Here is a 22,939-nt window from a genome sequence, read left to right on the forward strand (position 1 = left end):
ATTATTTCTACAGATCTTGTAAATCTACTTTACGCATTACACCAAACCACTTGATAATTCGCTCGCCAACACCTGGCATGTCAATGTGGATAATGTACGTTCCACTCGAAATTGGAATGTTTGCGCTGTTCTTAAGATCCCACTCCACTATGGTACTCTGTGTATCATCTTTTTCAAGCTGACGAATCAATGTACCGTTTACAGTGAAGATTTTAATTGTAGCTCTTGTTGGAAGGTTGGTAAACTTAATTCTGTTATCCAAACGACCACTTTCGTAATCTTTAGCGTATCCGTAGTAAGGGTTAGGTACCGCTAGGATATCCTCTAAGTTATCCTGAACCACTTTTGTTTGTCCCTTCAATGGCTCAAGCCCTTCAGAACTGAAATAGTATAATGGACTCCAGTCTTCATTCACACTATTAGTTGTACTATCTGCGAATTCTAATCCGTTGTTCGGATATGGCTGGAATTTACGTGCAACTCTAAGCTCTACTCTGGTTTCTGTTGGGATGTACCCTTGAGAGTAGCTCTTCATATCTGCTACATTGTTTACGTATGGAATACCTGCCCAAGCTACCGCTCTAAAGATGTTATCCACCTTACTAGTTGTTACACAATACTCACCAAAATCATACGCTGGCATTTGAGTTTGTGTACTACGGATATGAGGTTCTTTAGTAGTGTTCTTAAGAATGTAAACATAGTGTCTACCACCCGCAATAATGTTGTCCACTATTGATGGATCTCCAGAGTATAACCTGTCTGATGGGTTAAATAACATATCGTCTCCGTTGTCTGCCGCAAATCTTGAATCCTCCGCAAAAGCGATGTTCAAACGTTCTCCAGTCTCAGGATCAACTGCGTAACCAGGGAACCATGACATACCAACTGGGCTAGTTAAATCACCTTCAGCAGCATTGTATCCAGGATCTCCAGCAACTCTACCACTCTTATCTACGGATGGCCTGTTCTTTATGGTAAACTGATCTGAGATTGGGCTCGGTGAAGCTTCGAATACCACACACCTTGTCCATAGATCTTTGTTTGGAGTAAACACAAGATCCACTGAAGGCGTAATGTGTAGCGATAATTCGAACTTACCACCGGTATTCTGAGAGTTATTGTTGATAGCCGATTGAGGCATTAAGTAGATTGAAGGCTCAGCTGCTGGTGCAGTTGACGCTAATACACGTCCCGGCCCCCACATTCTACTTAGAGTAGTTTCGTATTCACCATTGATGTCAATTCCTTGCTCTCCATCTGATGATTGTACAGAAGCATCTGCATAAACAGTTCCCGTTACGTTACCTGCACGGATCCAGTTGGCTGGGTCTGTACCTTCACCATCGCGAAGACCGTTTAACCATTCTACTCCTGGGTTGTCTTGAACAACATCTCCACCTACCGGAGGAGTATACCAATCCCTGTTAAATTGTCCTCCCTTAAGTTTACGATACTGCACCTGCTTAATATTAACCGAAATACCCATGTTTATTTCGGTACCATTTGGTCCTACATTGGCAAAAATCAATTGCTGACCACCAATGTCCATAGTTTGGTCACTAGTTACCGTAGCTCTTTCACCTGTAACAGTATTTTCAATAGCCAATTCCCAATGAGGGTTATTATAAATTTCCACTCTATCACCAACATCACTTGTATCCACTACACGTAAACTATACTTAGCGGGTACGATGTTTAGTGGATCGACTATTCTGATGTCCAAAGGTCCAAATTGTTGCTGGTACTTAAGAGAATCCGTAGCAAAATTTGCACTGGTAGCAATTGCCAAACGAGACTCCTCAGTTAAACGCGTGTAAACACCACCGTTTCCTTTTCCTTCTAATCTGGTAATTTGAAGTTTATCTCCAAACTTAGATCTAAGCACGGTACCACCATCTTGATTATCTCTCTTGTGAGGAATACCAGATACCGCTCTAATAGATCCACCGGTTGCAGATTTTCTAGAAGGTGCATAAGGTTCTGGCTGTCCAGATCCTGTCATCGTATTGTATGGCTCATACTCATTGAAACCATAAGCAATAGCAACGAAGTAGTAAGGCTTGTTATTTACAAGTTTTCTATCCGTTCCTTTAGCAAATGCATCTTCAGTAACGCGAATAGCTTTTACTAATCCTTTATTCATTTCCTGTCCTGGAGCTGCTTCTACTTTCACTTCTGGGATAGGAATTTTAAGCTTAGGGTCAGTTGTATAATTAACTAGCTCTGCAACAGGTCTGGTTAAATCAGGTTCCCCGGTAGCAGTATCTGTGTAGTAATTAACTATATCTGACTGGGAAATTAGTACCGCTTTGCTAGGGTCGTTTAGGTCTGACACAGAAACGGTAGCATCCTTAAGTTGATACACCTGGTAACCTTCGAAGTTATAGGTTCTATCTTCAGCATCGTTAGGAATTTCAGGTCTGATTTTCTCGTACTTCTCTTGGAAGTTATTAGATGTTTGAGGGTTCTCTAATGTTAAGATAATCTCTCTATCTAATTCAGTAACGTTTACAGTAGGTGCATCAGGACCTTCGAAGATTTGGAAACAGTTATCGAACAAACTCTGTGCGATATCATCCACAGTTCTCAGTTTCTCAACTGAAGTAAGGTTGTTTCCTGTTTCTGCTCTTGCCCATACCACACCAACAGTAATGTTATTTACCTGTCCTGGTGTTAGGGTAAATGGTCCAGCAGATTGCATAAATCTTCTATCCCCTTGTGGTGTTCCAGCAGTAACCTCAGTCCAGTATACATTTCCGTTTTGAGCAGGGTAATCCACACCTCTTGTTCCGAATGAAACTGGATCGGTATCTCCTGGGAACATGAAATCACAGAATGCATCTTGCGCTACAACATCAGTAGGATACCCAGTTTGAGATCCTGAGGTAGGTCCGTGAGCTTGTCCACCATAAACGAATGGGGTAAAGTCTTTCCACAAACCAGATAGGTAGTTATAGTGATCTCTTGCAGAACCTGGATCTCCAGTTGCACCCGTACCACGGGTATAGTATACGAACTTACGCATACCGAAACGCTCATTATCAATGACTCCATCACCGTATCCAATACCTAAACCTAGGTAAGGAATACCATTTCCACCAAGACCAAGTGAATCGTTCCCGGAAATAGCTTCGTCATAAGTAACCGTTTTATCTCCAAAAGGAGCTAAAATAGGATCGTAAGGACCGTAGTTATCTACTCCATCATCATCCTGATATGGCCCTTGGAAGAAGTCGATACCAACTGCAGGAGGAATAGCACCATAACCAGGAGAGTTAGCTCCAGCTTGATCGTCGTTATCTCCATTGTAACAGTATCCTAATCCACGCTGAACGTCACATCCAACATAATCATCATCAGAAAAACCAAGATCGGTATCCACCCACTGACCGAAATAAGTGTTATTAAGCGTTTGAGAACCTTGGTTAATTAAAACGTAGTTACAGAAAGTCATGTTGTTGATAGCAGTCTGATCCGCAAAGGCGAAAGCCTGAGCACGAATCTCCATACCAATAGGACCACCGTTAGTTGCGGTGTGCGTATTCCCCTTATCGTTGAATACCCAATAAATAGTTGTATCACCAAAAAGTGGTACACGTCTAGATGAATCTCTACAAACTACAGTACCTGCTAGGTCATATCCAGGATAATCCCCTTGATCTGGCGTATACATACCGTCACCATTGAAATCGAAATAAGGAGCTAATTCTCTATCGTAACCAGCTAAACCGTTATTCGCTATTTCTGACCATTCAATAAAGGCATCAGGAGTTTCATAATTAAGGAAAGCCTCATTCGCAGCTGCTTCACCTTGCTCTGAAGCAATTTTCCAGTATGCATCATGCTTAAGTGCTTCAACCTTAGAAGCTCTCCAAAATCTGTCGAATTTCCCACATACGTCGGAAGTAATCTCGGCAGAACCATCGGTTAACAGAGGACCAGGATAAAAGTCATCACTACCTTGCCCTCTAAAGGTTACTGCAGCAATTTTAAGATCACCGTTTGGTCCTAAACCTCCCATCCAAAGTGCACCGGAGAAAATGGAGTGAACACCACCATTCTTTGGCACTTCGTAGAAAGCTGTACTATTCGCACGGTTCATCCACATGTTCCCACCATTCTCTATCCTAGCTCTAACGTTGTTAAAACTAAGCTGAGCAATAGCGGTGGCTGGTGCACAACCAGCTGCCGACTTGCGGATGCTATTTTTATTTTCTGCATTTCGCAGATATTCAGGCTCTCTTGCTTCTACAAGTCCGGTAAAAATTCCGAGACTCAATAGCAACAAAATATGTCTCATACCTATTTGTTTCATAATATTCTTAATGTCTCTGTTCGGATTTTAGAAATCTAGTCTTGCACCAATTTGAATGGTTCTCGGAGCTCCAAAGTTAAATGGACGAGTATTCCACAAGCTGTAGATATCTCTGAAAGAAGCTTCGCTAACCTGGTTTCTAATGATTTCTTGGTAACGTGGATCTGTTAAATAACCATCGTCATCCGGAGTACCTGTAAATGGATAAACTCCAAATATGTTTCTGGTATTTAATACGTTGTTTACAAGTAGGAATACGTTTAAGTTCATTCCTTTCTTCGTATCGTCACCATCCACTTTTCCAAGTGTAAATGACTTATCAAATACTAGGTTAATGTTAGTATTCCAAGGAAGGCGAGAACCGTTAATGGTTCCTTCTAGTCTTGATGCGTTTGGATCTGAAGAAGCAGTATACGGAGTTCCAGAACCTACTGCCAATACCGCGTTTGCTCCGAAATCTTCGAAGATTTTTCTAGCGAATCCTTCAGGACCATTGTAGTTTTTACCCGCTCCAAAACGGTAATCTACACGAGCATTGAACTTGTGTCTTTGGTCGTTATTAAGTGGAGCAATTGTTCTAAGGGTTGAGAAGTCGGTTGCGTTAAGGTTAACCACTGCACCACCTGCGTTAGAACCCGTACCATCAGCAAACTGAAGGGTATAGTTAACGTTTAATCCGATGTTGTTCGTTGCACGTAAATCGTACTCAATAGTTAATCCTTTTACGGTACCAAAATCCAGGTTATCAAAAGAGTAGTAATCCTGTGGGTATGCTCCAACATACTGGAATACCTGGATTTGATCTCTCATTTCTCTATAGAAAGCCTCGATTTTTAAAGCAGAGCTTTTGTTAAGCGCCTGCTGGAATCCAACTGCGTAATCTACAGTCTTCTCTGGAAGAAGGTTAGGATTACTTAATGGACTATTTGCAGAAGAACCAATATTTCTAATGAATTCGTAACGAACAAGATCAAGTGCGTTACTAGAAACTGGTCTACGTGTTAAGATATCGTAGTGAGCGAAGAATAATGCCACATCCGAAATTGGGAAAGAGAATGCTACCCTTGGCATTACGTTAATCTGAGGAGTATAGTCCTCGAATGCCGCAGCATTAACATCACTCTTATCATTTCTATCCTTTAAGTAAGGAGCAATTTCTGAAGTAGAAGTACGAATTGCATCGTCGGTAGAAACCTGACCTCTTGCGTTAAAGAAGGTATTCCCCTCTCTAAAACCTAAAATTTGAGTTGGGTTGTCTAGGTTGTCAACATAAACATAAGCATCATCACTGATACCGGCTGGAATTACAACGTCAGGACCAAGATTGATGTTATCGTTAGATCTATAATCTCCAGCAGTATATGCATCTCTAAATAAATAAGGATCTTTTAATACAGATTGGTTCGCATCGAAACGGTCAACTCTTAATCCAACGTTAAAGATGATATCATCGAAAGAGAATTTATCCATAATATAACCTGCTGCATAAACAGGCTGGAATGCTGCAACTGGCTTTTCTAGGTTACCGTTTGCATCTCTTTTATTGAAGTAATCCTCAATTGAAGGGTTGTAGTTAAGCTTGTTTCCATAGATATCGAAACCTCTGTGGTTTACTAATCTACCACCGTTGTTAAGTAATTCAAGTGGAGAGAAGAATTCGATATTGAATTGAGATGGATCTAAAGCATCGATGTTAATGAAATCGTCTCCATCTGGATCTAATCCTAGTGATGCTCTTAAGCTTCTATCGAAGTAGCTTTGGTTAGCAGAGTCAATACGCGTAGCGTAGTTAACATAAAGAGCTCCATTTATTTCAGTTGTATCAGGAGAAGGAGTAAGCACCTGAGCTGTATCTCCATTAGCATCGAAAATAACAACTGGCTCATTGAAAAGCTCCTTGATGTGCGAGTTAGCACGTGCTCTCATTACAGACCAAAGGTTGTTGTTACGGTTTCTTTCGTCACCAGCTAATCCGTTAAAAGACCAGTTTCGGTCAACACGCTGCTCGTACTCAAATCCTAGTGTTACCGCGTGGTTACCAAGGTCGGCAGATCCTGAAGCAGAAACACGATACTGGTTATCATCATTGATCCCGTATCCACCTACTGGCATACCTAGGTTGGTAAAACGACCATAAAGACGATCTGGACCATCCCCGTTTCTAAAACCTACTAGGTTATCCATACGATCGTAACGCTGAGAGTTTTGATCGAACTCATTAAAGAAAGCCTCTACATAGTTAGAGCTTAACTCGTTTACCATACTTCTTTCGAAGGTTACAAGTGTATCTCCGTCAACTGCGTTTCTTACGAAAAGTGGCTGTCCGTTGAAAATGGTATCAAAAGCCCACTGAGCACTATCCTTAAAGATGTTGTACTTACCATTGTAACCATATGCAAAGTAGTTATCTCCGTGTAGGGCACTTTCAGTTTTGTCGTAAGACTTACTGTAGTCCAACATAATAGAGTAATAAAGATTCTTAAGAAGACCTTCACTCTCTTGGTCATTAAATAATCTGTGTGAGAATCTTACATAACCACGGTAATCTAATGAAGTGGTAATCGGGCTGATATCCGCATTCATTAGGTGGTTAACAAAGCTATACCCGTTATTCTTAGAGAATACGGCAGAACCACCGAAGGTAAGGTCCATATCGTTCCCAAGATCAACAGTTAATTTGGTTTGAAGGAAAGCGTTTCTATTCTCAGTATTAATACTGGTAGGAACGTTAGTGAAGTCGCTTTTTCTTAGGAAAGAAGAGTTATAGTTAACCCCAGACTCCGCACCTGGCACACGAGAAATAGGATCTGCGATTAATGCAGCTCTTGCCTCATCAGAAAGTACGTTATGCCCAATAATAGAAGGTTGTCCATCTACATTAGAGGTATAGTTACCAGAAACTCTATATCCTATTAAAGACTCGCCCTTAGTTCCGTCTTCGTTCTTCTTTCTGATTAGCGGACCAGAAAAAGAAGCCTCAAGAATGTTGGAACCGAACTTATCTAACAAGTTAATTTGTTGGTCACCTACTTTAAACCCAGAAGTAATAGCCTCAACCGAACCATTAAATTCAGAAGCAGGACCTCTAGTAGTAATAGAGATAATTCCACCTGTAGCATCCCCGTAGTTAGCAGGAACCCCTCCGGTAATTACGTTTACCTCTTGAAGTGCACTTTTTGGTAGCGAAGAAGATCCACGCACTTTCACCCCATCGATGTAGATGAAGTTTCCACCCGTTCTAGACCCTCTAATAGAAATACCACCACCGGTACCGGCAGTAGATACCCCACCAACAGTGGTTGCAATACCAGCCGCAGAACGCGTAGGCATCTTAGCAATCTCTTCAGAAGTTACAGAACCCCCAGAAGCTCCACCATCTTTGTTAATAAGAGGTTTCTTATACTGTACAATCTCAACCTCACCTAAATCAACACCCGAAGTTAACTTCATGTCTTGGAAGGTGATAATGTTAGAACGTACAATTACGTCGGTAACTCTTTTGGTTGTGTAACCAACAAAAGAAGCCTGGACATCGTATTGCCCTGGATCTATAGGTTTGATGGTAAACTTACCGTTAAAGTCAGACGTAGTCCCTTTAATTTGCTTGTCCCCTTTGAAAATTGCCACGTTTACAAATGGCAGAGGCTCTCCGGTGCTCTCGTCGATAACTTTCCCTTGAAGCGTACCGCTACCTACTTGAGCGTAAGTAACAGTCGCACAAATGAAAGCGACAAGTAGAGCGCATAACTTTTTACCCATAAACTACTTGATATAATTAAGGTTGATTTTTAGCAGCGGACAAAATTAACCTTAATTAAGACAGAATACTAAATGTTAAGCCCCTGTTACTTTTCTCTTATGTGGTGAAATCTTTAATTCCTAAAAAATTAAAAAGGGGCAATAAAGCCCCTCTTTTAAATCCGTCGATTCTATTTTACCGTTTATCTAAAGTTTTTTAATTGGAATGACGCTTTTTATACCGCTTATGTTTTTTCAAATTTTTCTTCATGCGCTTTTTAGTCTTAGAAGACTGACTTTTAGCATGTTGCTTGCTTTTTCCTTTATAGCGAAATCCTGCAGCCTTTTCTTCTCTAGCCGCTATCTTACGTTGTAAGCGGACTATCTTTGCGTTACTGGGAACTTTCGCTTTCTTTTGGATGGCTATCAGTCTTTTTTTCAGGCGCTTCACCTTCGCCTCTTGCTTTCTAGCCTTGCGTTCCCACTTATCTATCTTTTCCTTTTTTGCTCTTTGATTTTTTGGTTTCTCCTGAGCAGTTAAATTTGCTGCAGCTCCAAATAAAATAAGAGAGAAACTTAAAAAGCTAAGAATTCGTTTTACCCTTTTAGTATTACTATTTGCCTTCATGAAAAATTCTTCTTTCCTAACGATTTACTCCTCAATACTATTGTTTTTATTCCTACTTGCTTGTAAGAAAGAGGAAAATAATTTCATCCCCGTCCCCGCGGTTGACTTCACAGTAAACATTAATAATCCACAATACATAAATCTAAAATCGACAGGAGGTTGGGTTTATGTTAGTGGAGGAAGTAAAGGCATCATTTTGTACCGATCAAGCGAAGAAAACATAAACGCCTTCGATAGGCATGCCACCTACCAACCAGATAATAATTGTAGAGTGATGGTTGATTCCTCTGATATTGCCGCCATTGATACCTGTAGTAATAGTCGCTATTTACTTAGCTCTGGTAATCCAATCTCAGGCCCTGCTACCCTGCCCCTTTACCAGTACGAAACCACCTTTAATGGTGATGTTTTAAGAGTATTCAATTAAAAAAGGGAAGCGAACGATCGCTTCCCTTCTTTTATATTTTAACTGGTTTTAGTGTTTTACAATCCGTTCCATTTTAACTGAACCTTGAGACTTAACGATTAACATATACACCCCTGCAGATAAATCTTCTGCACTTATTTTAAGGTGGATATGCTTGCTGGTTGAGTTCCCGTTAAATAGGGTTTTGATTTGTTTTCCGGAAAGATCCATAAGAGCAATCTCAATTTGCTCATTTAAAGCTACCCCAACGCTCACATTTAACTCAGCTTTAAAAGGATTGGGAAATACTGATAGTTCCTCTAAAACACCAGAGATGCTTGTAGTCTCTTCGAAGTCACCGCTTTTTCTCCCTTTACCTTTTCCGCCACTTCCGGCCGAACCACCATCGTCATCGCTTGCCGTTGGAGGTACATAAGCTTCTGCCAATCCATCGTCTAAACAAGTTGGATTTGTTCCACAAGCACCCAGATAGTCATCGTGCTCAGCTAAGTGATCCGCAACCGCATTTACAGAAATTGAAATGGTATGTGCATTTGCAGGATTCCCCGGTGGAACATGACAGATATCCACCTTACCAGGTTTGATATTCCCCTTTTTATCGCGCGAACGGATATCGATAACGCATACCATTATGGCGTCTGAAATTTCACACCCATTTGCATCGGTTACCGTTACCACATATTCGGTGCTGATTTCAGGACAAACTTGCTGGTCGGTTCCATCGAAACCATTAGACCAAGCGTAGGAATATGGAGCAACTCCACCTGAAATAGATAGACCAATATCTGCGCAAGCAGCTGGATCGTACCCTAAATAAACCGTTTGATTATCGCTAACAGATAATGACAAAGGAGTAGGTTCCGACAACGTATAGCTCGCAGAAATTGAAGTTCCATTTGCATCGGTAATTACCACACCATAAGATCCGGCAATCAACCCTGATACATCCTCGGTAGAAGCACCATGGCTCCAGTCAAAGCTGTACGGTAAACATCCACCCTCAACTGTTAAATCTATGCTACCGTCGGCAGCTCCAAAGCAGCTTATGTTAAATCCACCCTCAAATAAAGAAAGTACACCCGACTGTATTAGAGGCTCTGGAGTAACAGTTACCACAAAAGAACAAGAAGTACTATTTCCTGATGGATCGGTTGCAGTGTACGTAACCGTTGTGCTACCTACAGGGAATTCATCTCCTGAGGCATGACTAGAGCTAACGGAAACCGAACAATTATCTGAAGCAACTGGCTCTTCCCAGAATATTTGCGGGTCACAATCATCTCTTTGCGCTACTATAGAAATATCTGCTGGGCAAGAAATACTTGGCGCCTCCACATCTGCTACTTCAACTACAATCTCGCATGAGGAACTGTTTCCACTTGCATCTATTGCCGTTACGGATACGGTTGTACTTCCAAGAGGAAACTCACATTTTGCTGGCAATCCAGCATAAGTTAAATCCACGATTTCGCAGTTATCTGAAAAAAGGCCTAAGTCTATCTTATACAATTTAACTCCTATCCCACCGTAGTAGCTACTTACAATATCCATCCAGTCTCCCGATCCTCCCCAGAAATATAGGCGAAAAGTAATGCTTCCTTTTACGGTACCTAAACTACTTAAATCGTACTCTAAGATTTGACCAAAGGCCGGATTGGTGGCAATTTGATCTATATCACTTGCAAAACCATCTACACTAGATCTAATGCTCGATACCGTTCCGCCTTGCTGGAAATAAGAATACTTTTGAAACGCAAGTGAAGCCAAAGCAGTAAATTCATTCAAACTAACGGTAAACTCAACGTACTGAGATACATCGACTGTAGATGACTGAGAAACCGGACCAACGGGTTTAACGTGATAATTATATTGGTTAGGATAACCCACCCCAAATAAAGGACCTCCTGTGACTCCAGAGCTGGTAGATGCTGGTAACACATGACTAGCCGAGGTTTGATACCCCACAGGATCATAATGAAGAATTTCTTTTTTCAATTGAACTGAATGACAAGCCCCAGGATCAGTTGATGTACTGATATTAGTATGGCAAGTCACCGTGGGAGGAATTTCATCATGGACAATTACCGTTGCTAGACAGGAATCCATATTACCTGTATTGTCAGTTACAAAAAGTAGCACCTGATTACTTCCTATATCATCACAAGAAAATGCTGATTTACTAATAGAAAGTTGCATAGGACCGCAGGTAACCGAGGACCCATCATCTATATCACTGGCACTTAAAGACGCAGCACCATTTTGGTCGAGGTAAAGCGTTACATCTTTACATCTGGCATCTATCACACAGTTATTTACTACGAGGGTAAAAGACTGGATTGCAGTCCCACCCTGATGATGGTTTAAATCCTGTGCTTCAAGATTAATTTGTAGAGTCCCTACATCTGCAGCACCTGGGGTTCCTGAAAGCGTACCCGTTCCATCACCATTATCCACAAAAGAAAGCCACGCCGGTAATCCTGGTGCATATAATTTAATGGAATCTCCATGGATTAAGTCCGGATCTGTTGCAACAACTTGATATGAATAAGCCTGTCCTCTATTTGCCTCCACAACGGGAGTGGAAGTAAATGTGGGTTGCGTATTTAAAAGAATCGCAATTTCGTGCTTAGCCTGATCTCCATAGCTATCTTCAGCTGTAAACACTACGTGCTTATGACCCCAATCGGATGCCGTGGTATTCCACGAAAAATTGCCAGATGTTGGGTTTCCCGCTGGGGATGGTAAAGGACCGAAACTAGCTCCTGGATAAAGCGGGATCAAATTGCCACCCATATCTTTTCCATTTGCAGCAATTATCTGCACAAGGTCATTAACATCTGGGTCGGAAGCTTGAACTGGGAAAGATATAGTTGCCCCCGGTTGATACACCAAGTGCACCAATTCCTGGGGAGTAGGTCCTACATCAAAGACCGGTTTGAGCGAAACGATGATCGACACATTGGTACTGGTTTGCACCCCAATATTATCGGTGGCAACAAAGTTAATTACCGAGGTTCCTAAGTCACCTACCCCAGGAGTCCAGTTAAAAGTAGTTTGCGATGGATTACTCCCAGAAGTGGGCAGGCTTGGCGAAAAGGAAGATCCTGGAGGATTACCTACCGCATTAAGCGATACTGTACTTCCAGCATCTGTATCTGACGCTTTTACTGTGAAATTCACATTTTGTCCAGGCGATACCTGGTAAATAGTTCCACTGGCAGGCGTTACCGAATAATCGAAAACTGGAGGTGTACTGGTTTGAACGATTTGAATAAGGAAATCGGCCATGGTTTTAGACTGACCATCCTCACCTACAATACCTACTGCCCATAATTGGCCAACAGGTTTACCAACGGTATTCCACGAAACAACACCGGTTGAAGGGTTCACTGACAAACCACTCGGATTATTAGAGTTACCCATTTCGTTGTAGGTCGCTAAACGATATGAGAGGTTATCGCCATCTGGATCTGTAAAAGGAACTTGGAACTGAGCATTGGATTGTCCAGTTTGCACGGCCACGATGGGTGGAACCGAGGTAACTGGTGAATTATTGTTGTTACCAATATTTACAATGGTCTGCACATCCCAATATGCTCCTCCATTTCCAAGACCACCGATTCTACAACAGCTTCTCCAACGAGCATTGTAGTTACCATTAGCCCCGTAGGTTTTGGTGATTTCTGCTTCACCAAAAAACCATCCTGTCGAGGAATTTCCTTGAGCAGAAGTTACCGTTACCGAAATATTGGCACTACTACCATCGCCAAATTGCAAAGATCCAACGTTAACAGACTGTCCAACCTGTTGATTTGCCCACCTTCGGAAAGCAACGGAAACCTTAAATTTAACTTGGTTGGTGCTGTTGTTGATCTTTTGCCAACTGATAGAGCCATACCTAAAATGACTCGCCTCTGCGACAAATGCGGTACTAAGAAATAGTCCAATTAAGAAGACTACTTTAATTAAACTGTTGTGCCAAAAAAGATTGCTTCGTTGGACTTTTCCTGGTTGGGATGTTCGGTAGGAGCAGCAATTAACTCCATCATCCCCGTTTTTAAAGGTTTCCATAACATACTGGATTTGTTTAACAAAAATTTAGGGGAGCAAGGAACCTCTAAATTCCAATAATGTCCAATTATCAATTTATAATCAGTAGACATACTGACTATCATTAGTTTAATTAAACCACTGATTTACAGACCGATAATACTATTATATCGAATACCTTTTGTTTTTATTTATAGACAGATTACTTGCCGCTCTGTATAAAGCGTAGAAAACAACAGACCAGTGACGGGCACAGAAAAAATTAGAAATCTAAAATATGCGAAGTGATTTGTTCGAAAAGAATTAAAGCAGGAATACAGTAAGAAAGGAAGAGCTTAGCGTAATTTTTGCTTTATTTGAGCAATAAATCACCACAACCATGAGAGCACTTAGAGTTTTATTATTTGTGTTTATAGCTGCGGCTTTTACTCAATGTAAGAAAGAGGGATGCACCGATCCAAACGCCAATAATTACAACACCGAAGCCAAAAAAAGCGATGGATCTTGTACCTACCCTGTTATAACTGTCAGACAAGGAGGGGATGATGGAGACGTAACCGGAAGAGGAGGAAATGCTACCGCAACCCATACCTGGAACAACAGCTTAAATCAGGCAGAGTTAAACATGGATATTACCTCATCTAAAGGAGGAACTTATACCATTGTAGTTTTGGATGCCGATAATAACGAAGTGTTGAATGAGACCCTAACCGCAGGAGTAGGAGACGATTCCCTTACCCAATGTTCGGCTGCAGGAGTACCTGGAGAATGGAAGGTAACCATTACCCTAAGCAAGTTTAACGGAGACGGTAGTTTTACCCTTTCTGCTGGATGTTAACTCCTTGGATTTAAGGATTTCTTTACAAAGAGATAATATAGAAAGTTTGAAGTAATGTATACTTTTAAAAACCATGCAAAAATCTCCTGTCCATTAGACTGATTATTTGCAAGAGACGCAGCCACTAGAATGGTTCGCGAATAAAAATAACTCTATCAATGTTAAGATTTAAAACATATTTCTTATCCACTGTCTTAACAGTTATCATGTTCGAAGCAATTGGTCAAAGCCAGAATTTTATTGACACTGGTATGGTATGGCAGGTTGAGAATGTATATAATTTAGAGCAAAGGGTGGGTTCGCCTGAGTTGATTATTCATGAATACCTTTTCTTTAAAGGTGACACAACTATTTCGGACACTGTTTATAAGATTTTAGTGGCAAGGCAATTTAAAGCCACCGAGATACAGAATGGAAGTACCCATATAGATTCTACATTATATGAGCCTTATCCCAAGGCCTATTTCTTCGAAGACACTATAAGCGGAATTACTTATATGCGGATGCCTGACGGTGAAAAGGCTTTTCCAAGGTTTTATAACAATCTTCAGGTGGGTGATACTGTGCAATATCAATTATTAGAATTAGATAGAAACGGTAATGTGTTCACCAATTTGATTGTAAAGTCAATTGCTCCTGTTACATACTTTGGCCAAATTCGATATAAGATTGAATTTAAGTACAATAGTGAAATTCCTGATGGATACTTCATTACAGGTTTAGGTGGTTCAAATGGCCTAATTAAATACTTACAATGGGTAGAAAATTATGATAGGGGTCAGATCAATTGTTTAAGATATGAAGGGGATTATGAGAAATTTTTTCAAAACGGAGGCATGGATTGTGAGTTCAAACACTCCCCTACTGCAATATCCGAAAGGGTAGTGCGGAATTTTAATTTTCACTTATTTCCTAACCCTGCAAAAGATGTGCTTAATATCACGGTTGTAAATGATCGATTGCAAACAATTGTTGTGCAGAATATTGCAGGTGAAATCGTTGAAAGTTTTTCTGGAATTTCAGAAAGGACCCTCACAAACAATCCAAATAAAATGGCTATAGATATCAAGAACCTAAGTGAAGGGGTCTATTTAGTTCTTGCAGTGGGTGAATCTGGATATAGGTATACTTTAAGATTTTTAAAAAAATAAACCTCAATTAATAATGAAAGTCAAATAAAATGAGTTCAATAAGAGCAATTTTTGTACTACTGTTTTTGTTAGGAAATTATGTTTTCTGTTTTTGTAACATAATAAAGGTAATATACTTTATTTATTGTAACAAAATAAAGGTGAATCACCCTGATTTTTGTAACAAAATGAGGGTATTTTAAGCTTGTTATCATTCTACAGCAGCAAGTAGGTCACCTAATTAGGTTAAATAGGATCAATACAAAAAGTTGCGCAGAAATTGAATAATCAGACCATCACAAAAATTTATTATCATGTCTTATTTGAGCCTCCTTATGCTATTGGTAACAGAATACCTCGTTAATTATGTTGATGTAATAAGGCATGAAAGTCGAGGAAGCGGCTGCATCTCTATTTTGAAGAATAGAATAAGGCTCCAATGGAGTACGCCAAAAGTATTAATAATGAACCTTAAAGATAAGACACTAATCGAAATGAAAACCCTATTTTTAGCTCAATAATTTTAAGTTTTTTTTAATGTTTTCAATTTCTCGGGGTCTTTGGGTAGGATTTTTTTTTCGTAAAAACTTCGTGAAATTGAAAAGGCTGTTTCCTTATTTGTTTGCATTAATTAGTCATGTAGTTTATTCTCAGGACTCTGAAATAGTTAAGGAGGGAAATCATTGGGTTTCATCCTATGTAGAGGAGGACGCTTCATCCTCTACTAGATGTGGTGGGATTGAGGAATTTTATTTTCAAGGCGATTCAGTTATTGGTGATTCGACTTATGCGATCCTATGGGTAAAGGTATGGAATGAATATTGCTCAGGTCCAAATTCAAATTACAATCATAGTTATGATAATCCCGTTCCAGAAATATTTGGTTTTTATTATGAGAATAAGGTAGAGAAAAAGATATACATGGTACCCAATGACCATGCATCTGATTATTGTGATGAAGGGTTGATACTAGTATGGGATGAGTTGCTGGAGGTTGGAGATACCTCAACTACCTATAAATCCTCTTATGGTTGTGTAAGATTTAGGGTTGATTCTATTGTTGTTTCAACCGATAGTTTAGCACCAAGGAAAAAATATTTCATTTCTAGTGCTGATAATCACTTTGTGATTAATCCTAATACTTTTTTTACGGAGGGAATAGGTCCAACAAATGAATTTGGTGGAGGGGTGTTTTTGGGATTTAATACTTACATACCCGACCATAATAGACAATACTTCTTAGATTGCTTTTACCAGGATAGTGTCAAAATTGTAGGGGGTGATTGTATTCTCGATATGACTACTAATATTGAAGATTTTGATAATCTTATAGATGTGGTGGTATATCCAAACCCAGCTCGTGAAATGGTTGGGGTGCAGGTGAATGGTACTTTTGATTTAAAAGTAATAAACATTCATGGAGCATTAATTTACAAGGAGGATGACATCAATAGTAATCTGGAAATTGATACCAAAAGCTTTACTAATGGGATATACTTTTTGATCATTATTCAAGAAGGTTTGAATGAAATAATAACAAAGAAAATTGTAGTAGATAAATAATTTAATGAGGAGAAAGTTTATTGAAGTTCGATTAATATTTATTGTATCATGTTTCCTTTCAGGTTCAATGGTTGCCCAGAATGTGTTTACACAGGATGACAATTTATATAATCAGTTCCAGCAATTTTATGAACAAAATCAATCAATAAGCCCTGACAGTGGTTTAGGAAAGAAATTTAATCGTTTCGTCAAGTTTATTGGTCCACGGGTTTATCCCCACGGTTCTTTAGCGGAGTTAAACAATGGGTTTTATGATTATTTTATAAAATATGAGAAAACTAGATCTGTAAACGCAAGAAGCTGTTATCTTTACTTACTTTAAAGCATCAAATAGTACTATCCACCACTTAGATTAAGGTTATGAGGATCAAAATATTTTATCTAATTATCTTTTTATTGACACAAATTTTTGATGGCAGGAGCCAGGAAACCAAGCTCGTAAACCATGATATGATTTGGTCTATAACAGATGTAATTTATTTCGATACCAACCCAAATTCTTTCAAAAAATTATCCCTCTCGAAGTACTACTTTTTCGATGGAGACACTCTTATTGATGACACCCTATACGATGTTTTAAAATCTCGACTTTATCATGTTTATGGAACTCAGGCAAATGGCGACAGCATAAACGACTCCACTTTACATGATCCAGAAACAGCAGCTTTTTTCTTTGACGATATAAATACTGAAATCACTTTTATGCGCCTTCCCGAGGGTGAAAAAGCCTTTCCAAGATATTTTTGGAATCCCGAGGTGGGCGATACCATTCGGTACCATATGATAGAATACCAGCCAGATGGTAGTTATTATTTCGATTTGGTGGTTGACAAAAAAGATACCGTGGAATACTTTGGAGAGGAAAGATATTGGATTGAATTTGAAGAAAACCCTGAGATCCTTCAACAGTATTTCATTACGGGTCTAGGAGGGGGAAATGGGTTAATTCATCATGTGCGAAATTTCAACTTTCCTGACCTCTCATATATTACTTGTATGAGTAAAAATGGAGAGTTTGAACAATTCTATTCTAACCAACAAAACTCGGATTGCCATTTTGAACACGATCAGCAGACAATAACAAACATTTTAAACAGAAAAATGGAAAGCTTTGCGGTTGAGTTATCTCCCAATCCAGTAAATGAAATATTATCCATAACCTATAATAATCAACAAATAGAGGGGATTCAAATCATCTCTAATTTAGGAATAGTAACGGTTTCGAACAACTTAAGACACCGTCATTATGAAGATAGAAAACAGATTGAAATAGACTTCAGTTCCTTTCCATCTGGGTTATACATTGTGAACTTTACCAGCAAAAACGGCTCTGTGTATAGTCGTAAGGTGGTAAAAAGATAATTTCCGGAATCGCTTTATCTACGAGCGTGTACAGGTCCCGATAGCTATCGGGACGAATCTGAGGCCTAACTATGAAATTTTTTACAAAAAAAAGCGACCCAGATAACTGAATCGCTTTACGTAGTAGCGGGGACAGGACTCGAACCTGTGGCCTTCGGGTTATGAGCCCGACGAGCTACCAACTGCTCCACCCCGCAATGTGGGCGCAAATATATGTATTATTGCATCTCAAACAAACAACAACCAAAAAAATATTTTTTTCCATGCACAAAGCTGGCTTCGTTAATATCCTTGGTTTGCCCAACATGGGGAAATCTACTCTGCTAAATGCCGTCTTTGGTGAAAAATTGGCCATCGTTACGCCCAAAGCGCAAACCACCAGACACCGCATGATTGCAGTATATAACGAAGACGACCTGCAAATTGTATTTTCGGATACCCCAGGGATTATTCAAAAAACCCATTACAAAATGCAGGAATCGATGATGGCCGAAATTAAACCGGCATTCGAAGATGCCGACGTGTTTGTTTGGGTACACGACGCGAAAACACCCACCGAAGGGCTTGAGGAAATCCTGAAAAAAATTGATAATTCTAAAATTCCTACCCTAGTTGTCATAAATAAAGTAGACCTTTGCACCCAAGAACAATTGCTAAAATCGGTCGAACACTGGCACAGCCTTTTACCTAAGGCTGAAATCCTCCCAATATCTGCACTTGAGGGTCTTAACCTGGATCTACTCCTTAAAAAGGTAAAATCGTGGTTACCAGAAGCTCCAGCTTATTACGATAAGGAAGAATTAAGTGATAGACCCATGCGTTACTTTGTAACCGAAATCATTCGCGAGAAAATTTTCTTGTCTTTCCAACAAGAAATACCCTACAGCTGCGAAGTGGTTATTAATAGCTACAAAGAAAAAGATGGTTTAGACGCAATTGAGGCTTATATAATTGTAGAACGCGACTCCCAAAAAAATATCATCATCGGAAAAGGTGGAGAGAAAATAAAACATCTGGGAATCGACGCTCGAAAAGAAATTGAAGCTTTCCTACAAAAAAGAGTCTTTCTTAATTTGCAGGTGAAGGTGGATAAGGACTGGAGAAATAATCCAGCCAAACTAAAAAGATACGGATTTACAGAGTAGTTATGGGAAATGTAGTTGCCATTGTGGGGCGCCCAAATGTTGGAAAATCAACCTTGTTTAATCGCTTAACCGAGTCTAGAGACGCTATTGTTGATTCGGTAGCTGGTGTAACCCGAGATAGACACTACGGAAAAGCAGAGTGGCTTAACGTAGAATTTGGGTTAATCGATACCGGTGGATACACCCACAATACCGACGATATCTTTGAATCTGAAATTAGAAAGCAGGTAAATCTCGCCATCGAAGAGGCAAACATTATCCTTTTTCTTGTTGATGTGAATAGCGGAATTACCGATTTCGATGAAGCTATTGCCAACCTACTTCGAAAATCGAAAAAGAAGGTTTTTGTTGTAGCCAATAAGGTTGACACCTACGATAGAATTGCAGACATACACGAATTCTACAAATTTGGTCTTGGAGAGGTTTATCCCATATCCAGCTCTAACGGTTCGCAAACGGGTGATCTTTTAGATGCTCTTATCGCCGCATTCCCAGAGAAAACTCCAGAAGAGGAAATAGACATTCCAAAATTAGCGGTAGTGGGAAGGCCCAACGTAGGGAAATCTTCCCTTATAAACGTTCTTACCGGTAAGGAAAATAACATTGTTACTCCCATAAGCGGAACAACCCGCGACTCTATAAATACCCGTTACCAAGCCTTTGGTTTCGACTTTATGTTGGTGGATACTGCGGGAATTAGAAAGCGATCTAAAATTACCGAAGACCTAGAATTTTACTCGGTAGTTAGGTCTATGAGAAGTATTCAGGAAAGTGACGTATGTCTTCTACTACTCGATGCCAGCCTGGGTATCGAAAAACAAGATTTACATATCTACTCAGAGATTATAAAGGCCAAAAAAGGTATCGTTATTCTGGTGAATAAATGGGATTTGATTGAAAAAGAATCAAAAACCATGGAACAGTTTAAAAAATCCATTTTAGAACGCATTGCTCCTTTTACGGACGTTCCAATTATTTTCACCTCAACCATTACCAAGCAAAGAGTTCACAAGGCTCTTGAAACGGCAATGGAGGTATATCAGGCTAGAATTCAGAAAATCCCCACTTCTAAGCTTAATGATGTTATGCTAGAAGAAATAGAACGCTATCCTCCTCCAGCAATCAAGGGTAAATACATAAGAATTAAGTACTGTATGCAACTTCCAACGCATACCCCTGCTTTTGCCTTCTACTGTAACCTACCCCAGTATGTAAAGGATCCATACAAGCGCTTTTTGGAAAATAAAATCAGAGACCACTTTAATTTCCACGGGGTGCCGATTTCTATTTTTATGAGGAAAAAGTAATTCCGGACAGTGCGGCAGCACTGATCCAGAATCCCACTAGGCCACTTTTTGAGTTTAGGTGCGGGCTTATTTGAAGCTGTGCTTCCTAATTAAGATTAATTAGGGTTGGAATGGTATTTAAAATGGTGGTTTATGTGAAAATTGATATTGCTTAATGATTTCAATTTAAATCAAAGGGTCCCTGATCAAGTCAGGGACTTTTGCTTTGATTTAAAGTTTGGAGTAAATTAAGGTATGCCTACCACTGCAAAGTTTTATTTATACATCACAACCAATAAGTATCGCGGTACTCTTTACGTTGGGATTACCAACAATCTTCCCAGAAGGATATTAGAACACCAAAGTGGTTATGGAGGTAAATTTTCCTACACCTATAATTGCAAACTTCTTGTTTATTTCGAGCCACATGACTGCTACAAAGTTTTGCAAAGACGAGAACAGGTAATTAAACGCTGGAGGCGAAACTGGAAGTTAGAATTGATTGAAAAAAACAACCCTGATTGGAGGGATTTATGTGAGGAAATTTTACCCAAAAATTGGGAAGAAATAAAACTCAGAAAATTTATCCGGAAGGAGTACTAATTAGCCAATTCACCAATCAGCTATATGTACCCACTCGCCTGCAAATTAAACAGCTCGGCATAGAGCTTGGGCGAAGCCATTAGCTCCTCGTGTGTTCCTAACTCGTGGACTTTACCATCTTTTAAGACCAAAATTCTGTCTGCTATACGCACCGTGGAAAACCTGTGAGAAATGATGATTGCAGATTTTCCCTTGGTGAGATTAATAAATCGATCAAAGGTTTCGCTTTCCGCCCTAGCATCCAGAGCTGAGGTTGGCTCATCCAACACCAAAACCTCTGCATCTTTCATGTAAGCTCTTGCCATAGCCACTTTCTGCCATTGGCCCCCTGATAAATTTGTCCCCTTAGAAAATCTCCTTCCCAGCTTTTGATCTAAACCATCGGGAACCGCATTTATAACTTCGCTTGCCAAACTTTTTTCGCTCGCCGAATTAATTCGCTGCTGATCATCCAATGCTGAAATCGCGCCCACCGCAATATTTTCTCGCATGGTAAGCTCAAACTTTACAAAATCTTGAAAGATCACACCAAAGTATTCCTGGTATTCCGCCCTATCAAACTCATTTATGGGTGTTCCATCCAAGTATATGCATCCTTCGGTAGGTTCGTAAAAATTGAGCAATAGCTTTATTAAAGTCGTTTTTCCCGCGCCGTTTTCTCCTACAAAAGCCAGCTTCTCACCAGCCTTAAACTCAAAGTTTATCCCCCTTACTACCCAAATATCCGTCCCGGGATATTTAAAGCCTACATTCTCGAACTTAAAGCCTTCTTTAAGCTCGGCTGGCATGGGTTTTTTCCCATGCCCTGAATCCCCAATTTTTATGTCAAGAAAGTCGAAGTAATCCTGCAGGTATAAAGCGCTGTTGGTTATGGAAGTAAAGCGAATAAAGAAGCCCTGAATCCTACCCCTTAAGTTGTTAAAAGACCCAGATAAAAAAGTAAGATCGCCCAGAGTGAAAATCCCTCCAACCGTTTTAAAAATTATAAGAATGTAAGCACCATAATATGCTAAGCTGCTTACGATATTAAATCCGCTTCCCCACAGAGCTCGGCGTTTAGAAAGGCTTTTGCTATCGGCATAATATTGCCAAGAAAGCTTCTCGAATCGGGAAGCCAGGTATCCTGCCAAACCAAATAGTTTCACCTCCTTGGCGGTAACATCGCTGGCGCCTGCGTAGCGTAAATAATCGAGCTCACGGCGTTCTTGTGTCCAACTTCGCGCCAAGGAATAACTGGTACCGCTAAATTTTATCTCATTTATTAATGTGGGAATCACCGATACCAGCAACAGAATAATAAGCACGGGTTCGAAAGCCACGATTCCGGCCATCAAGGAGATTACCACAATTAAATCTTGAACTTGGGTAAGGATGTTGGACATTAATCCTACCCTACCAGTAGTTTGCTGGCGGGCTCTTTCTAGCTTGTCGTAAAAATCCGCGTCTTCTAACTGACTTAAATTTAAATCGGAAGTCTTCTTAATAATCTTAACCGAGGATTGTATGGAGTACTGATCTCCCAAAAGCCCGTCGGTATAGGATGTGGTTCGAGCGATAATATCTGATGAAACTGCTAGCGCAAATTCCAATAGCACCCATTGCAACAGCACCTGGTAGCTAGCCTTTTCTGCGCCCATTTGTAGCACCACCTCGTCTACAATCAACTTGCCCACCCATAACATAGCCAGTGGCAGCAAAGCTGAAACTAATCGGCAAAGTGCATTAACTGTAAAAAGAATACGATTGGAATGATAGATTTCAACAAAGAAGCGCGGTACCGTCTTTAAAGCTGCTACGCTTTCCTTAAAGCTAAACTTATCGGGTTGAAATCCTTTTTTGGCCATAGATTGC

General features: G+C 40.0%; 13 protein-coding genes and 1 tRNA gene. 8 read left to right on the forward strand and 6 right to left on the reverse strand.

Annotated elements, in window-relative coordinates:
• Positions 1 to 7: 7 nt before the first annotated feature.
• From FRX97_RS06270 to FRX97_RS06280, 3 genes are all read right to left on the reverse strand, one after another.
• Positions 8 to 4,303 (reverse strand): T9SS type A sorting domain-containing protein, encoded by a 4,296-nt coding sequence (locus FRX97_RS06270; RefSeq protein WP_147014336.1) that lies wholly within the window; start codon positions 4,301 to 4,303, stop codon positions 8 to 10.
• Between the two features lie 42 nt (positions 4,304 to 4,345).
• Positions 4,346 to 8,077: a carboxypeptidase regulatory-like domain-containing protein gene (locus FRX97_RS06275; RefSeq protein ID WP_147014337.1), complete on the reverse strand. Its 3,732-nt coding sequence runs from the start codon at positions 8,075 to 8,077 to the stop codon at positions 4,346 to 4,348.
• A gap of 196 nt (positions 8,078 to 8,273) precedes the next feature.
• Entirely contained in the window at positions 8,274 to 8,684 is a 411-nt protein-coding gene (locus FRX97_RS06280; protein WP_147014338.1) for a hypothetical protein, read from the reverse strand.
• Between FRX97_RS06280 and FRX97_RS06285 the strand changes: the two genes are divergently transcribed.
• Positions 8,683 to 9,111, forward strand: coding sequence for a Rieske (2Fe-2S) protein (locus FRX97_RS06285; protein WP_147014339.1), 429 nt, complete (start codon positions 8,683 to 8,685; stop codon positions 9,109 to 9,111). The two genes, FRX97_RS06280 and FRX97_RS06285, sit on opposite strands and share 2 nt — an antisense overlap.
• 48 nt (positions 9,112 to 9,159) lie before the next feature.
• Here the strand turns inward: FRX97_RS06285 and FRX97_RS06290 are convergent, their stop codons facing one another.
• The gene (locus FRX97_RS06290) at positions 9,160 to 13,182 is read right to left on the reverse strand and encodes an HYR domain-containing protein (RefSeq protein WP_147014340.1); all 4,023 of its coding nucleotides are present in this window, start codon (positions 13,180 to 13,182) and stop codon (positions 9,160 to 9,162) included.
• A 358-nt stretch (positions 13,183 to 13,540) separates the two neighbouring features.
• On the opposite strand from FRX97_RS06290, the gene FRX97_RS06295 reads away from it, so the two are divergent.
• The 4 genes from FRX97_RS06295 to FRX97_RS06310 all read left to right on the forward strand — a co-directional run bounded on the left by FRX97_RS06295 (position 13,541) and on the right by FRX97_RS06310 (position 18,054).
• On the forward strand, positions 13,541 to 13,999 hold the full coding sequence (locus FRX97_RS06295) for a hypothetical protein (RefSeq protein WP_147014341.1): 459 nt from the start codon (positions 13,541 to 13,543) through the stop codon (positions 13,997 to 13,999).
• 158 nt (positions 14,000 to 14,157) lie between these two features.
• Positions 14,158 to 15,150 carry a T9SS type A sorting domain-containing protein gene (locus tag FRX97_RS06300; RefSeq protein WP_147014342.1) on the forward strand — a complete coding sequence of 331 codons (993 nt, stop codon included), beginning with the start codon at positions 14,158 to 14,160 and terminating at the stop codon, positions 15,148 to 15,150.
• A 576-nt stretch (positions 15,151 to 15,726) separates the two neighbouring features.
• Positions 15,727 to 16,692, forward strand: coding sequence for a T9SS type A sorting domain-containing protein (locus tag FRX97_RS06305; protein WP_170227049.1), 966 nt, complete (start codon positions 15,727 to 15,729; stop codon positions 16,690 to 16,692).
• A gap of 450 nt (positions 16,693 to 17,142) precedes the next feature.
• Entirely contained in the window at positions 17,143 to 18,054 is a 912-nt protein-coding gene (locus FRX97_RS06310) for a T9SS type A sorting domain-containing protein (protein ID WP_170227050.1), read from the forward strand.
• Between the two features lie 124 nt (positions 18,055 to 18,178).
• On the opposite strand, the gene FRX97_RS06315 is transcribed toward FRX97_RS06310, so the two are convergent.
• Positions 18,179 to 18,251, reverse strand: a tRNA-Met gene (locus FRX97_RS06315).
• Positions 18,252 to 18,317: 66 nt separating this feature from the next.
• On the opposite strand from FRX97_RS06315, the gene era reads away from it, so the two are divergent.
• The 3 genes from era (at position 18,318) to FRX97_RS06330 (ending at position 21,088) form a co-directional block, all read left to right on the forward strand.
• Entirely contained in the window at positions 18,318 to 19,199 is an 882-nt protein-coding gene (era, locus tag FRX97_RS06320; RefSeq protein ID WP_170227051.1) for a GTPase Era, read from the forward strand.
• Between the two features lie 2 nt (positions 19,200 to 19,201).
• Complete coding sequence (der, locus tag FRX97_RS06325; protein WP_147014346.1) at positions 19,202 to 20,506, forward strand: ribosome biogenesis GTPase Der; 1,305 nt, start codon at positions 19,202 to 19,204, stop codon at positions 20,504 to 20,506.
• 234 nt (positions 20,507 to 20,740) lie between these two features.
• Positions 20,741 to 21,088, forward strand: coding sequence for a GIY-YIG nuclease family protein (locus tag FRX97_RS06330; RefSeq protein ID WP_147014347.1), 348 nt, complete (start codon positions 20,741 to 20,743; stop codon positions 21,086 to 21,088).
• A 20-nt stretch (positions 21,089 to 21,108) separates the two neighbouring features.
• Here FRX97_RS06330 and FRX97_RS06335 read toward each other — a convergent pair whose 3' ends face one another.
• Positions 21,109 to 22,932 carry an ABC transporter ATP-binding protein gene (locus FRX97_RS06335; protein WP_147014348.1) on the reverse strand — a complete coding sequence of 608 codons (1,824 nt, stop codon included), beginning with the start codon at positions 22,930 to 22,932 and terminating at the stop codon, positions 21,109 to 21,111.
• Between the last annotated feature and the right edge of the window lie 7 nt (positions 22,933 to 22,939).

Source organism: Luteibaculum oceani (assembly GCF_007995015.1).
In the GTDB taxonomy this organism is placed as follows: domain Bacteria; phylum Bacteroidota; class Bacteroidia; order Flavobacteriales_D; family Luteibaculaceae; genus Luteibaculum; species Luteibaculum oceani.